The 13766-nt window shown below is 74.0% G+C and carries 12 protein-coding genes; 7 read left to right on the top strand and 5 right to left on the bottom strand.

Annotated elements, in window-relative coordinates:
* The first annotated feature begins 119 nt into the window (after window positions 1-119).
* The 4 genes from ACZ4E1_RS05275 (at window position 120) to ACZ4E1_RS05260 (ending at window position 2696) form a co-directional block, all read left to right on the top strand.
* The gene (locus tag ACZ4E1_RS05275) at window positions 120-326 is read left to right on the top strand and encodes a hypothetical protein (protein WP_467536011.1); all 207 of its coding nucleotides are present in this window, start codon (window positions 120-122) and stop codon (window positions 324-326) included.
* 68 nt (window positions 327-394) lie between these two features.
* Complete coding sequence (locus ACZ4E1_RS05270) at window positions 395-1363, top strand: linear amide C-N hydrolase (RefSeq protein WP_467536010.1); 969 nt, start codon at window positions 395-397, stop codon at window positions 1361-1363.
* A gap of 125 nt (window positions 1364-1488) precedes the next feature.
* Window positions 1489-2265 (top strand): SDR family oxidoreductase, encoded by a 777-nt coding sequence (locus tag ACZ4E1_RS05265; RefSeq protein WP_467536009.1) that lies wholly within the window; start codon window positions 1489-1491, stop codon window positions 2263-2265.
* Window positions 2262-2696: an SRPBCC family protein gene (locus tag ACZ4E1_RS05260; RefSeq protein ID WP_467536008.1), complete on the top strand. Its 435-nt coding sequence runs from the start codon at window positions 2262-2264 to the stop codon at window positions 2694-2696. Before ACZ4E1_RS05265 ends, ACZ4E1_RS05260 begins: the two co-directional genes overlap by 4 nt.
* 66 nt (window positions 2697-2762) lie before the next feature.
* Here ACZ4E1_RS05260 and ACZ4E1_RS05255 read toward each other — a convergent pair whose 3' ends face one another.
* Both ACZ4E1_RS05255 and ACZ4E1_RS05250 read right to left on the bottom strand, forming a co-directional pair.
* Window positions 2763-3638, bottom strand: coding sequence for a carbon-nitrogen hydrolase family protein (locus tag ACZ4E1_RS05255; RefSeq protein ID WP_467536007.1), 876 nt, complete (start codon window positions 3636-3638; stop codon window positions 2763-2765).
* 56 nt (window positions 3639-3694) lie between these two features.
* The gene (locus tag ACZ4E1_RS05250) at window positions 3695-5158 is read right to left on the bottom strand and encodes an APC family permease (RefSeq protein ID WP_467536005.1); all 1464 of its coding nucleotides are present in this window, start codon (window positions 5156-5158) and stop codon (window positions 3695-3697) included.
* 193 nt (window positions 5159-5351) lie between these two features.
* On the opposite strand from ACZ4E1_RS05250, the gene ACZ4E1_RS05245 reads away from it, so the two are divergent.
* Window positions 5352-5951: a TetR/AcrR family transcriptional regulator gene (locus tag ACZ4E1_RS05245; protein WP_467536004.1), complete on the top strand. Its 600-nt coding sequence runs from the start codon at window positions 5352-5354 to the stop codon at window positions 5949-5951.
* Between the two features lie 70 nt (window positions 5952-6021).
* Here the strand turns inward: ACZ4E1_RS05245 and ACZ4E1_RS05240 are convergent, their stop codons facing one another.
* The 3 genes from ACZ4E1_RS05240 to ACZ4E1_RS05230 form a co-directional block, all read right to left on the bottom strand.
* Window positions 6022-7155: an alkene reductase gene (locus tag ACZ4E1_RS05240; RefSeq protein ID WP_467536003.1), complete on the bottom strand. Its 1134-nt coding sequence runs from the start codon at window positions 7153-7155 to the stop codon at window positions 6022-6024.
* A 57-nt stretch (window positions 7156-7212) separates the two neighbouring features.
* Window positions 7213-8493, bottom strand: a complete 1281-nt coding sequence (locus tag ACZ4E1_RS05235; RefSeq protein ID WP_467536001.1) for an MFS transporter — start codon at window positions 8491-8493, stop codon at window positions 7213-7215.
* A 68-nt stretch (window positions 8494-8561) separates the two neighbouring features.
* Entirely contained in the window at window positions 8562-9272 is a 711-nt protein-coding gene (locus ACZ4E1_RS05230) for an SDR family NAD(P)-dependent oxidoreductase (protein WP_467535999.1), read from the bottom strand.
* A gap of 130 nt (window positions 9273-9402) precedes the next feature.
* Here ACZ4E1_RS05230 and ACZ4E1_RS05225 point away from each other — a divergent pair, with 130 nt between their 5' ends.
* Both ACZ4E1_RS05225 and ltnD read left to right on the top strand, forming a co-directional pair.
* On the top strand, window positions 9403-12666 hold the full coding sequence (locus ACZ4E1_RS05225; RefSeq protein ID WP_467535997.1) for an AfsR/SARP family transcriptional regulator: 3264 nt from the start codon (window positions 9403-9405) through the stop codon (window positions 12664-12666).
* Window positions 12667-12803: 137 nt separating this feature from the next.
* Window positions 12804-13766, top strand: a complete 963-nt coding sequence (gene ltnD / locus ACZ4E1_RS05220) for an L-threonate dehydrogenase (RefSeq protein WP_467535995.1) — start codon at window positions 12804-12806, stop codon at window positions 13764-13766.

Below are 13766 nucleotides of genomic sequence, written 5' to 3'. Positions count from 1 at the left end.
GATCCGGACAATCTCACCCAGGGGCTACCCCGTCGGCCCACCAGGTTGGAAAGTGTAACTATCCAAGTGGTCGGGCCGGCGCCGCGCGCGTCAGCCGGAACTGGTCGAGGGAGAAGCCCATGGGCAGGCCCAAAGGCAGGGACACCATCCATTTCGCCCGCTGCACCACGTGCGGCTACCTCCTGTGCCTCGGGGAGGAATACGACGGCGCCATGCGGGAGGCCCGGTTCTCGATGCCGATCCACTACGAGGAGGCGCACCGGGGCCGGCAGCCGGGCTGGGAGATCGACACGAAGCGCCGCCGGGAGGTCGATCCGCGCTTCTAGGGCGCGGGTCGAACGTCCCGTCGTACGCTCCGCGTGCGGGTGGTGCCGGTCCGGCCTAGCGTGGCCGCATGTGTACACGTGTGCTGTGGCAGGCGGACGGGCAGCCGGTCGTGGTCGGCCGGAACATGGACTGGAAACAGCGCCTGGACACCAATCTGTGGGTGTTGCCGCGCGGCGCCGAGCGGATCGGCGTCGGGCCGGACGATCCGCAACCACTGCGCTGGACGGCCCGCCACGGCAGCGTCGTGGCGACGGCGTACGACGCGGCCACGACCGACGGCGTCAACGAGGCCGGGCTGGCCGCGCACCTGTTGTGGCTGGCCGAGTCCGACTACGGCGACCGCGATCCCGCACGGCCGGCGCTGAGCGTCTCGCTGTGGACGCAGTACTTCCTGGACCGCTTCGCCACCGTGTCCGAGGCGGTGTCCTCCCTGGTCGCCGAGCCGTTCCAGGTCCGACCGCAGGGCGACTCCCGGTCCGGGACGTGGAGCACGGTGCACCTCGCCCTCGACGACGCCACGGGCGACTCGGCGATCATCGAGATCCTGGACGGTGAGCCGCGGATCCACCACGGCCGCTCATACACCGTGATGACCAACTCCCCGCCCTTCGACGAGCAGCTCGAACACCTCAACCAGTACGAGGGCTTCGGCGGCACGAGGCCCCTGCCCGGCACGACCGAGGCGGCCGACCGCTTCGTGCGCGCCGCCTACTACCTGCGGCGCCTCCCCGCCGCCGAGACGCCGGCCCGCGCCTACGCCGCCCTGCTCAGCGTCATGCGCAACGCCGCCCAGCCCTTCGGCACGCCCGACCCCGCCCGGCCCAACATCTCCATGACCATCTGGCGCACGCTCGCCGACCTCACCCACGGCGTGTACGCCTTCGAGTCCTCCTTCAGCCCCGACATCGTCTGGACCCACCTCGGCGACGTCGACTTCACCCGTGCCGCGCGCCTCGACCTGAGCGCCGACGGACTCGCCGGGGACGTCACCGCCCGCTACGAGCCCCGCGAGCCGTTCCGGTTCTCCGTGGCCTGAGCCGAGGACCCGACCCCACGCATCTTGGCACGTTGTGCCACATAGGCATATGTTGACGCGCAGGGGTCGTCGTAGGCGGGAAGCCTCCGGCGGCCGCACCACGCCGCGAAGGAGCGATCGTCGACATGTCTCGTACGCATCTGGTGACCGGAGCCGCCTCCGGTATAGGCAGGGCCACGGTGGAGCGGCTGCGCGCCGCCGGGCACCGGGTCATCGGGGCCGACCTCAAGGGCGCCGACATCTCGGCCGACCTCGCGACCCCCGAAGGACGTGCCGAACTGGTCGAGCGGGCAACCGAGTTGACGGGCGGTCGGCTCGACGCCGTGATCGCCTGCGCCGGGCTGTCCCGGTTCACCCCGCTCACCGTCCGCGTGAACTGCTTCGGCGCGTTCGCGACGCTGACCGGACTGCGCCCGCTGCTCGCGGCCGGGACCGACCCGCGCGCGGTCGTCGTCTCCTCGGTCGCCTCCGTGCACCCCGCCGACCCGGCGATCGTCGACGCCGTGCTCGCCGACGACGAGGACGCCGCGGTCGCCGCCGCGCAGGCCGCCGCCGACCGCGGCGAGGGCCACCTCATCTACGGTTCGAGCAAGCAGGCCGTCGCCCGCTGGCTGCGCCGCACCGCGATCACCGAGGAGTGGGCGGGCGCGGGCATCCCGCTCAACGCCATCGCGCCCGGCACCATCGTGACGCCGATGACCCAGCCCATGCTGGACGACCCCGAGATGCGCAAGGTCGTCGACGCGAGCGTCCCGATGCCGCTGCACGGTCACGCCACGCCCGAGCAGGTCGCGCCGCTCCTGGAGTGGCTGACCTCGCCGGTCAACACCCATGTGACGGGCCAGGTCGTCTTCATCGACGGCGGCGCCGACGCGGTGCTGCGCGGGGACGGTGCCTGGTGACCTCTTCCCGGCGCACCCTGACGCGTTCCGTCGTGCTCCCGGCGGCGCCCGCCGCCGTCTGGTCGGTGATCGGCGACTTCCACAGCCTCGGCGACTGGCACCCGTACGTGCCCCCGTCCACGGTCGACGCCGAGGACGGCGACATCCGGGTGTTCGCCGTCGAGGGCAAGGTGGTGGCCCGGGAGAAACTCCTCGCGCCGGCCGCCGGCTCCCTGGACCACGCGGCGTACACGTACACGGTCCTCGACCCGATGCTGCCGATCACCGACTACGTCGCCACGCTGGCGGTCCGGACGCACGCGGAGGGCTCCGAGGTGGTGTGGTCGGCGCGCTACGAGTCCAGCGACGAGGCGGCGACCCAGGTGGAGTCGGTCTTCGGTGACGGCACGTACGGCACCGGACTCGCGGCGCTCCAGGCCAAGTTCGGCTGACGGGCACGGGAGGACCGGGCTAGAGACGGCCGGCGCGGGGTCGCGCGCCGGCCACTCCGTCCACCGCTACCGCGCCGGCGGGAGCGGAGCAGGTGCCGGCTGGAAGGTGGAGCCGTACATCGGCAGGTGGATGTCCTGCCCGTGACGGGCGAGTTGGGCCCAGGGGCGGTTCAGGCCCGCCGAGCCGTGGGCGCGGACCCGGGTCACGGCGTCCAGGTCGAGGACGTCGACGAGCACCTCCTCACCGGGGCCGGCCTGCTGGCGGACGATGCCTTCGGGGTCGACGATCGTGCTCGCGCCGACACCGGCGGGGTCGGCGGCGTTCAGGTTCACGACGTAGACCTGGTTGGTCCAGGCGTTGGCGCGGGCGCAGACGAGTTCCATCTCGCGGTCGCGGGTGGTGGTCAGGGTGGGCTGGATGATGACCTCGGCGCCGAGCCAGGCCAGTTGCCGGGCGGTCTCGGGGAACGATCCGTCGTAGCAGATGGCGAGCCCGGCGCGGCCGATGCCGGGCAGGTCGAAGACGACGAACTCGCCGCCCGGGGTGGTCTGTTCGTAGGGCTGCCAGGGGAAGACCTTGCGGTAGCGGGCGGCGATCTCGCCCTCCGGTGAGATCGCGAGGGCCGTGTTGTACGGGTCGCCGCCGGGGTTCCGCTCGTACACGGTGCCGGGGATCAGCCACAGGCCGGTCTCGCGGGCCAGGGCGCAGATCCGGTCGGTGAGCGGGCCCGGGACGGTGACGGCGTTCTGTCTCGCCCAGTCGGGGCGGGCCTGCAGCAGGGGTGCCTCGGCGGCGAGGAACAGTTCGGGCACGACGACGAGTTGGACGTGCGGGAAGGTGTCGCGCACGGCCCGCACGCGGTCGCTGAATCGCTCCCAGGTGGCCTCCAGGTCGTACGGGACGGGTGTGGTCTGGACTGCTGCGATCGTGAGGGTGCGCATGGTGCTCAGGGTTCTCTTCTTTCGGTTGCCGTGCCCGCGGTTCGGGACCGGCCGGGTCAGTTGTCGGTGACGGAGAGGCGGGTCACGGCCGTGCGGCCGCCGCGGAAGAAGCCGGCGTGGCGGGGGCGGACGACGCAGACCATCACGAGGGCGCCCAGGACGATGGAGCCGACGCCCAGGAGGAACACGCCGCCGATGCCGCCGAGTCGGGTGGATCCGTAGGCGGGGTCGGCCATGTCGTAGGCGCTGCGGGCGAAGGCCGCGAGCATCATCAGGCCGCCGAGCGCCGGGAAGACGCCCTTGAGGAGCGCGTCGCGCGCCGAGCGGGTGAGGTCGCGGCGGAAGTGCCAGGCGCAGGCGAGGCCGGTGACGCCGTAGTAGAAGGCGATGAGCAGGCCGATCGAGAGGACCGCGTCGGCGAGGAAGTCGGCGGACAGCAGGGTGAGCAGGACGAGGAAGCCGGCCGCCACGACGCCGAAGAAGACGGTGCCGAAGGCGGGCGTGCGGTGGCGCGGGTGGATGCGGGCGAACGCGGCGGGGAGGGCTCCGTGCGCGCTCATCGACAGCGTGGTGCGCGGGGTGGAGGTGGAGCAGGTCAGCAGCGCCCCGATGGCGGAGACGGCGATCGCGAGCGTCACCACCTTGGCGAACGTGTCGCCGAGGACGGCGGGCGCCAGGCCGGTGAGCACGTCGGCCGCCGTGTCCGGGTCGGCGAGGCGCCGGCCCGCGCCGGCCGTGCCGGCGAAGGAGACGGTGGCGAAGGCCGTGAACAGGTAGGTGACCAGCAGGACGAGCGTGGACACGAGGGCCGCGCGGCCCGGCGTGCGGGCGCTGTCGACGGACTCCTCGTTGAACGTGATCAGCGCGTCCCAGCCCCAGTAGATGAACAGGCAGAGCAGCACGGCCTCGGCGAACGGGCCGAATCCGCCGACGGCGAAGGGGTTCAGCCAGGCGAGCGAGACGCCGGCCGCGCCTTCGTGGGTCAGGGCCGCGGCGCCGAAGGCGAACAGGGCGAGCAGTTGCAGGCCGAGCATCACGTACTGGACGTGGGCGGCGAGCTGCACCCCTCGGTGGGCGACCGCGGTGCTCAGGGCGATCAGCACGACGGCCACGGCGGTGACGGCGGCGGTGCTGTCGGGGGCTCCGACGAGGCCGAGGAGGGCCGCGGCACCGACCTCGGCGAGCGCGGTCATCGCGACGACGGTCGCGAACAGGACGGTCCAGCCGCCCGCGATCCAGCCGACGGCCGGGCCGAACACGCGGGTGTTCCACACGAACGTCGTGCCGCAGTCCGGCATCTCCCGGTTGAGCTCGCGGAAGGCGAAGGCCGTCAGGAGGATCGGGACGAAGCCGAGGAGCAGGGCGGCCGGGGCCAGGTCGCCGATCACGAGGGTCACCAGGCCGAGCGTCACCGCGATGCTGTACGCGGGCGCGACCGAGGCGAGGCCGAGCGCGACGGTGGCGAGCAGGCCGACCGAGCCGTCACGCAGCCCCTTCGAGGGCGGGGATTCCACAGTCATGACGACCTCCGGCAGGACGTTTCGGGCAGGGCGGGGGAAGCGGGCGGGGTCACTCGGACCAGAGCCCCGCATTCGCTAAACGAAGATTTAATGAAACGCCGAGAGGGCCGTCAACACCGAGGCAGGTATCTTTTGCGCATGCTTCAGCGAAAGAGGCACTGGAGCGAGGGACGAGCGAGGGAGCCGGGAGCCGGTGGCACGACGCAAGGACCAGGACGGACGGCGAGCCCAGCTGGGCGAGGCCGCCGCGCACGCTCTGCTCAGCCGTGGCCTCGAAGGCCTGCGGCTGCGGGACGTGGCGGAGGCGGCCGGTGTCACACCGGCCGCGGTCCTCTACTACTACGACGACCTCGACGCGCTGATGTACGAGACGTTCCAGCAGGCCATCGAGCGCTTCTGCCGCGATCGCGAAGAGGCGGCCGAGCGGCACGAGGACGCCCGTGAGCGGCTGCGCACCTGCATCGCCTCCGGGGTCGCGGACGGGCCCGAGGACCGGCTCCCCCGGCTGCTGTTCGAGTACTGGCCGCGCACGCTCCGGGACCCCAAGGCGGCCGCGCTCGACAGCGCGCTGAGCGAGCGTCAGGTGTCCGTGTACCAGGCGGTGCTCGTCCTCGGTGCCGCCCAGGGCCACTTCACGCTCACCGATCCTCCGCGCCTGGTCGCCGCGAGCCTGCTGGCCATGGAGGACGGCTATCAGATGGACGTCCTCTCGGGCCGCCGCACCCACGCGGAGGTCGTCCGGGCGCTGTACGCCTACGCCCGTGCCACCACCGGGTGCGCTCTCGACGGCTGATCATGGGGTGTGCGTGCGGCCCGGGCCCCTGGGCGGGGTCCGGGCCGGTTCGCGGGGCGTGAATCGCAGGTCACGCGCCCGTGGTGGCGAGGGCGGTGCGCGGCGTCGTGTCCCGGGGGTCGTCCAGGGTCGGGTAGTCGGTGTAGCCGTCGGGGCCGCCCGTGTACATCAGGCCGTGGTCGCGGACCTGGTTGACGGGAGCACCGGTGCGCAGGCGGTGGACCAGGTCCGGGTTGGCGAGGAACGGGCGGCCGAGAGCGATCAGGTCGGCGCCCGCGGCGAGGAGGCGTTCACCGGCGGCCTTTCCGCCGTCCTCGGGGAGGGGGCCGCCCCAGCCCAGCACGGGGTTGGCGACGAGGGTGCCGGGCCAGGCGGCGCGCAGTGCGTGGAACAGGGGCTGGTCCGGGTCGGCGAAGACGATGTGCAGGTAGGCCGGGGCGATCTCGGCGAGGGCGGCGACCAGTTCCGGGTAGATGGCCTCGGTGTCGTCCTCGGCCATGGCGTTCGCGGTGACACCGGGGGCGATGCGGACCCCGACCCGCTCGGCACCGATCGCGTCGACGACGGCGCGGACGACCTCCACGGTGAACCGGATGCGGTGGGCGACCGGTCCGCCGTAGGCGTCGGTGCGCCGGTTGGTGTCCTGGCCGAGGAACTGGTGCAGCAGGTAGCCGTTCGCGGCGTGCACCTCGACGCCGGCGAATCCGGCCTCGACGGCACGGCGCGCCGCGTTCGCGAAGTCCTCGACGGTGGCGTGGATCTCGTCGACCGTCATCTCGCGCGGCACGACGGGCGGGCGCGAACCGGACGGGGTGTGCATCGGGTCGGGGAACGGGACCGGGGAGGGTGCCACCGGATGGTGGCCGCTGGTCTCCGGGTGTCCGATCCGGCCGCCGTGCTGGAGCTGCAGGAACATCCGTCCGCCGGCCTCGCGCACCGCGCCGGTGACCGCCCGCCAGCCCTGGACGTGCCGGTCGTCGTAGAGGGCCGGGATGTCGGGATACGTCGCGCCGACCGCGTTCGGGGTCGTGGCCTCGGCGATGATCAGTCCGGCGCCGGCCCGCTGGGCGTAGTACTCGCTCATGATCGGGGTGGGTGTGCCGTCGGCGGCGGCGCGGTTGCGGGTCATGGGGGCCATCACCAGGCGGTTGGGCAGGTCGAGGGTGCCGAGGCGGGTGGCTTCGAAGAGGGTGCGGGTGGTCATGACGGTGCCTTTCGGGTGGTGTGTGAGAGGTGGAAGTGGCAGGAGCGGGGCCGGAGTTCAGGCCGTGCGGTTCTTGGTCGACGGGAAGCCGTGGGCTCGGGCGGCCAGGACCACCGCGAGGACCGGGATGAGCAGGGCGAGCGCGCTCCAGGCGAAGGACCGCGCGCCGAACAGGTCGAGGAGGAGGCCGCCGATCAGCCCGCCGGCGGCCATCGCCGCGTTCCAGAGCGTGACCAGCGCGGCCTGCGCGGCATCGGCGGCGTCCCTCGCCGCGTCACCGGCGGCGGTCTGGAGCAAGGTCGGGACGCCGCCCCAGCCGAGTCCCCACAGTGCGGCGGCGACGTAGACGACGGGGGTGCTGTCGGTGCCCAGGGCGAGGGCCGTGGCGGCGCCCGCGACGAGGAGGGTGCTGAGGACGGTGAGGGCCCGCAGTCGGCGGTGGATGAGCGCGCCCACGATCCAGATGGAGAGCAACGAGGCGACGCCGAAGACGAGCAGCACGGTGTCGGTGGCGTCGGCCAGGCCGGCGGCGCCGAGGAGGGTGGCGATGTACGTGTAGAGGATCGTGTGCGCCAGGACGAAGACAAAGGTGACGGTCAGCACGGGCAGCACCCCGGGCACGCGCAGCGCGGCCCGCATCGGCGTGCCGGCGGAGCGCTCCCGGCCCGGCTGGTCGGGGACGAGGGCGGCGATCCAGGCGAGCAGGAGCAGGGTCAGTCCGGTCATGACGAGGAACGCCGTCTGCCAGTTCACGACCTGTCCGAGAAAGGTCCCGGCGGGGACGCCGAGCGACAGCGCGACAGGGATGCCGGCCATCGCCACGGCGACGGCCCGCCCTTCCAGGTGCGGCGGCGCCAGGTGCCGGGCGTATCCGGCGAGCAGCGCCCAGGCCAGTCCGGCGGCGACACCGGCGACGAACCGGGCCGACATCGTCAGGGCGTACGCCGACGACAGGGCGGTGACCGTGTTGGCCGCGGCGAACCCGGTCATCGAGGCGAGCAGCAGGCGCTTGCGCGACCAGCGGGCGGTGGCGGCGGCGAGCGGGATGGCGGTCAGCGCGGTGCCGAGGGCGTACACGGTCACGGTCTGTCCGGCCGCCGACTCGCCGACGCCGAGGTCGGAGCTCATCGCGGGCAGGAGCCCGGCGGGGAGCGTCTCGGTGAGGCTGGTGATGAAGACGGCGGTGGCGAGGGCGAGCAGCGCGGGGAGCGGCAGTCGGCCGGTGCCGGGGGACGGCGGCGGGGCGGTCCGATGGGGTGTCTCGGGCGCTCCGGCGGATGCGGTGGATTCGAGGGGTGTTGCGGATGCGGTGGATGCGGTGGATTCGGTCGAAGGCATGGCGAGGCGTCCAGTTCTGCTCATGAGGGAGGGTGCGGAGGAGGCGGGGGCCGGTGGCGGGCCCGGGCTCAGTGCCCGGGCCCCGGACACCCCCGCCGCCGAAGGTCGGCGCAGCCGAGTCCGCCGTCGACGCTGAGCACGGTGCCGGTGGTGAACGTGGCGTCGGCGGCCAGGAAGAGCGCGGCCCGGGCGACGTCGTCGACGGACCCGCGCCGTCCGAGGGGCACAGACGCCGTGACCGGCCGGGGCGCTCGGGTCTCGTCGTGGGCGAAGCTGTCGATGGCTCCGGGCGAGACGGTGTTCACGCGGACGCCGCGCGGGGCGAGTTCGACCGCGAGCGTCCCGGCGAAGGCGCGGGCCTGCGCGACCGTGGTCGCGTGTGCGCCCGCGTCCGGCATGCCGGGCAGGCAGCGGTCCACCGAAGTCGTGGTGAGGACGACGGCGCCCTCGTCCGTGACCAGCGGGGCCAGGGCCCGGACCGCGACGGCGTACGGGCCGGGGCCGGCGGTGCCGGGTTCCGGCTCGGCGTCCACGAACAGCATGTCGACCGCGCCGAAGGCGTGCGTCGCGGCGGCCTCCGTGAGCGCCCCGGCCGTCATCGCGCAGAGCATGAGGGATGCGGCGCGCCCCAACTGCGCTGAGGCGTCCGGGACTTCGTGCTGCCGTCCCTGGATCAGGAGAACGTGGGCGCCGCCCTCGACGAGGCGCTTGGCGATCGCGAGACCGGCCCTCGTCGCGCCGCCGACGACGATCGCCCTCCGGCCCGTGTGCTTCGCCATCGTGGTCCGCTCCCTTCGCCCCGCTCCGTGGTGCCGTCCTTTCCGGCGAGAACGACTCTGGCCGAGGGCGCTTCGGGTCGGCTGATGATCCGCTGACGGTGCCTTTCGGCCGGCTGTGTAGCGTGCCGGTATGCGTTACGGGGTGTTGGGTCCACTGGTGGTGCGGGACGCCGCGGGCGAACCGGTGAAGGTTCCCGAGGCGAAGGTCCGCGCGCTGCTGGCCGCGCTCCTCGTCCGGAACGGGCGGGTGGCCTCGGCGGACCGGCTGGTCGACGACCTGTGGGGCGAGGAGCCGCCCGGCAATCCCGCCAACGCCCTTCAGGCGAAGGTGTCTCAGCTGCGCCGGGCCATCGGCCGGGACCGCGTGCTGCGGGAGGGCGCGGGCTACCGTCTGGCGCTCGCCCCGGCCGACGGCGGCGCGGGAACCGACGAGGTGGACGCCACCCGGTTCCTGGCCCTGGTCGCCGAGGCCCGTGCCGTCACCGACCCAGGGGAACGGGCCGCCCGCTTGGCAACCGCCCTGGAGCTGTGGCGCGGCCCCGCGTACGCGGACTTCGCCGACGAGGAGTTCGCCCGGGCCACCGCCCAGGGACTCGACGAGCAGCGCGTCGCCGTACTGGAGGAGCACGCCGAGGCACGTCTGGACGCGGGCGACGACCCGTTGCTCGCGGGCGAGTTGGCCGCGCTGGTGTCCCGGCATCCGCTGCGCGAACGGCTCCGGGCCGCACAGATGAGGGCGCTGTACCGGGCGGGGCGGCAGAGCGAGGCACTCGCCTCGTACGCCGATCTGCGCGACCGGCTCGCGGAGGAGCTCGGGCTCGACCCGAGCCCGGCCCTCGCCGGGCTGTACGAGGCGATCCTCCGGCAGGACCGGTCGCTGGAGGACCCCGCGCGGTCGCCGGACGGCACTCCGACATCAGGCACCGGCCCGGCGCCGGGACGCGGCACCCCCGCACCCCGGGACGACCGGCCGTCCTCCCGCGCCGCCGTCCCGTCCAACCTCCCGCCGGACCTCACCCCGCTGATCGGACGCGACGCGGCGCTCGACCACGTCGCGCACCTGATGGGCGACGCCCGCCTGGTGACGCTGACCGGCCCGGGCGGCGTCGGCAAGACCCGACTCGCGATCGCCGCCGCACGGCGCTGGACGGACGCCGCCCGCGCCCACCGGCCCGACAGCGTGTGGATCGTCGAACTCGCGGGGCGGCACGGCGATGCGAGCGAGCTGGCGGCCGAGGTCGCCGCCGTCCTCGGTATCCGCGACGACTCCCCCACCGGATCCCCGCGCCTCGGCGCCCCGTCGGCGCCCACCGAGCGCCTCGTCCAGGCCCTGCGCGAGCGCTCCGTCCTGCTCGTCCTGGACAACTGCGAGCATGTCGTGGACTCCATGGCGGAGTTGACAGCCCTGCTGCTGCGTTCGGCGCCGGGCCTGCGGGTCCTGGCGACGAGTCAGGAGCCGCTCGTGGTGGACGGCGAGGCCGTCGTGCTGGTCGAGCCGCTCGAACCGGCCGACGCGCAGGCGCTGTTCATGGCGCGGGCCACCGCGTCCGCTCCGGGGTTCGGGCCCGCCGGGGGCGAGGACGACCGGGCCGCGGTGGCGGAGGTGTGCGCACGGCTGGACGGGATCCCGCTCGCACTGGAGCTGGCCGCGCCGCGCGTGCGGACGCTCGGGGTGCGTGGCCTGGCGGACCGGCTCGGCGACCGGTTCGGGCTGCTGACCTCGGGCCGCCGGGACGCGCCCGCCCGCCAGCGCACCCTGCGTGCGGTGATCGACTGGAGCTGGGAACTGCTCGGCGCTCCGGAGCGCATCGTGCTGCGCCGGCTCGCCGTGCACCGCGACGGCTGCACCCTCGACGCGGCGGAGGCGGTGTGCGCGGGCGGTGGGGTGGAAGCGGCCGAGGTCCTGGACCTGTTGACGCGGCTCGTCGAGCGGTCGCTGGTCGCCGTCGTCACCGGCCCCACGGGCGTGCGCTACCGGCTGCTGGAGACGGTGGCCGCCTACGCCGCCGACCGGCTGGAGGAGATGGCGGACGCGGCCGGGACCAGGGATCGGCACCTGCGGTACCACCTGGCGCTCGCCGAGGACGCGGACGCCCGGTTGCGCGGCGCGGACCAGCAGCGGTGGCTGGCCGTGCTCGACGCCGAGTCCGCCAACCTGCGTGCCGCCCTGGACGAGGCGCTCGCCCGTCCCGAGGCCGGCGTCGCGTCCCGGCTCACCGCTTCCCTGTGCTGGTGGTGGCTGCTGCGTGGCCGCCTCACCGAGGCCGCGCGCCGCCTCGAAGCCGCCCGCAAGGCCGACCCGGAGGACGCCGAACTCGCGTTCCTTCACTCCGCGTTCGCCCGCATGACCGGCGCCCCGGCCCCGTCGATCGAGGGCGCCGCCGACGGCGTTCCGGACCCGGTGCGGCGCGGCCGGGCCCTGTGGCTGTGCGCGTACGGGGAGTTCAGCGCGAACGACATGGCCGCGAGCGCGGCGTCGAACGACGCGGCGGTGGCGCTGTTCGAGGCACACGGGGACCGCTGGGGTGTCGCGGCCGGGCTCGCCCTGCGCGCGATGCACGGACTGTTCACCGGCGACCTGTCCGCGCTCGACCGGGACGGCACGCTCGCCGCCGCCGCGTTCCGTGACCTCGGCGACGGCTGGGGCGAGGTGCAGACCGTCGCGCCCCTGGCGGCGCATGCGCAGATCATGGGCGACTACGCCGCGGCCGAGCACCGTCAGCGCCAGGGCCTCAAGCTCGCCGAGGAGCTCGGTCTGCACGCCGAGGTGGCCGCACGGCTGACGGGCCTGGGCCGCCTGGCGCTGCTCGACGGTGACTGGCCGCGCGCCGCCGAACTCCACGAGCGGGCACGGGAGTTGACCGTCGCGCAGGGCTACCGGTTCGGGCAGGCGGCGGCCGAGACGGGCCTCGCGCTCGGGGCACGCCGCTCCGGCGCCCTCGACGAGGCCGAGGCGCGGCTGTTCGGCATGCTGGAGCGCTTCGTGTCACCGGCCGGTGACCACCTGCGCCACGCCGAGCTCGGCTTCGTCGCCGAACTGCGCGGCGACCGCGACCTGGCCCTCACCCGCCACCTGCGGAGTCTCGAGTACGCCTTCGACCTGGCCGAGCCGCGCGCCTTCGCCCTGTCGCTCGAGGGCCTGGCGGGGGCGGAGTCCCTGGCGCCCGGCACCGAGGGCCCCGCCCGAGCCGCACTGCTGCTCGGCGCCGCCGATGCGGCGCGGCGCGGGGTGGGCGCGCCGCTGCCCGCGGCGGAGCGCTGCGACGTCGACCGGATCACCGCTCGGGCCCTGTCCGCGCTGGGCGAGAAGGCGTTCCGTACGGCGTTCGAGCGCGGTGCCGGCATGACGCCGCAGGAGGCCGCCGAGCTCGGCCGTACACCTACGGCGGGCTGACCGCTCCCCCGAGAGCACGACCTTCACGATGTGACCGGCATCACTCTGTACTCGTTGTCGCGCGCAGGTCATCATATGACCTGCTGATGGACGGACAGTGGCTGCGCAGCGGCAGGAACAGAGGCAGGTACCCCCGCATGAACGACCAGGAACACCCCGCGGCGACGGAGCCGGCGTCGGCGACCCGCGTCGGCGTCGTCGGTCTCGGCGCCATGGGCCTCGGCATGGCCCGCAGCCTGCGCGCGGCCGGCTTCTCCGTCGGGGTCCACGACCTGCGCGCCGACGTGGCCGCGGAGTTCGCCCGCGACGGCGGCACCGCGTACGCCTCCCCCGCCGAGCTGGCGGCCGAGGTCGACGTCCTGGTCGGTGTCGTGGTCAACGCGGCGCAGGTCGAGGCGGTGCTGTTCGGTGACGGCGAGGGCGCGGGCGGCGCCGCCGAGCGGCTGCGGCCGGGTTCCGTGTACGTCATGTGCTCCACCGTCGGCCCGGCCTTCTCCGCCGCGCTGGAGCGGCGGCTCGCCGCGTCCGGGGTGCGCTACCTGGACGCCCCGATCTCGGGCGGCGCCGCGCGGGCCGCGTCCGGCGAGCTGACGATGATGACGTCCGGCGGCCCGGAGGCGTACGCGCTCGCCGGTCCGGTGCTCGACGCGATGAGCGCCACCGTCTACCGGCTCGGCGACCGCGCCGGGCTCGGCTCCAAGGTGAAGATCGTGAACCAGCTGCTCGCGGGCGTGCACATCGCCGCCGCGGCGGAGGCGATGGCGCTCGGCATCAGGTCCGGAGTGCCGGCCGAGGCCCTCTACGAGGTGATCACGCACAGCGCAGGCAACTCGTGGATGTTCGAGAACCGGATGGCGCACGTGCTGGCCGGCGACTACACGCCGCTGTCCGCCGTCGACATCTTCGTCAAGGACCTCGGACTCGTCCTGGACGCGGCGCGGCCCGAGAAGTTCCCGCTGCCGCTGTCGGCCACCGCCCACCAGATGTTCCTTCAGGCCTCCGCGTCCGGTCTCGGCGGCGAGGACGACAGCGCCGTCATCAAGATCTTCCCCGGCATCGAGCTGCCCGCGGCGAAGACCGCACCGCAGGAGGAGAACTGA

The organism is Streptomyces sp. NPDC025806, from assembly GCF_055558275.1.
This window is presented reverse-complemented; position numbering and strand designations above follow the sequence as displayed.

Excerpts from the sequence above, each read along its gene's own strand:
- ltnD (WP_467535995.1), top strand. The coding sequence starts at position 12,804 with ATGAACGACCAGGAACACCCCGCGGCGACGGAGCCGGCGTCGGCGACC.
- ACZ4E1_RS05230 (WP_467535999.1), bottom strand. The coding sequence starts at position 9,272 with ATGGCGAAGCACACGGGCCGGAGGGCGATCGTCGTCGGCGGCGCGACG.
- ACZ4E1_RS05275 (WP_467536011.1), top strand. The coding sequence starts at position 120 with ATGGGCAGGCCCAAAGGCAGGGACACCATCCATTTCGCCCGCTGCACC.
- ACZ4E1_RS05270 (WP_467536010.1), top strand. The coding sequence starts at position 395 with ATGTGTACACGTGTGCTGTGGCAGGCGGACGGGCAGCCGGTCGTGGTC.
- ACZ4E1_RS05235 (WP_467536001.1), bottom strand. The coding sequence starts at position 8,493 with ATGCCTTCGACCGAATCCACCGCATCCACCGCATCCGCAACACCCCTC.
- ACZ4E1_RS05240 (WP_467536003.1), bottom strand. The coding sequence starts at position 7,155 with ATGACCACCCGCACCCTCTTCGAAGCCACCCGCCTCGGCACCCTCGAC.
- ACZ4E1_RS05255 (WP_467536007.1), bottom strand. The coding sequence starts at position 3,638 with ATGCGCACCCTCACGATCGCAGCAGTCCAGACCACACCCGTCCCGTAC.
- ACZ4E1_RS05250 (WP_467536005.1), bottom strand. The coding sequence starts at position 5,158 with ATGACTGTGGAATCCCCGCCCTCGAAGGGGCTGCGTGACGGCTCGGTC.
- ACZ4E1_RS05265 (WP_467536009.1), top strand. The coding sequence starts at position 1,489 with ATGTCTCGTACGCATCTGGTGACCGGAGCCGCCTCCGGTATAGGCAGG.
- ACZ4E1_RS05225 (WP_467535997.1), top strand. The coding sequence starts at position 9,403 with ATGCGTTACGGGGTGTTGGGTCCACTGGTGGTGCGGGACGCCGCGGGC.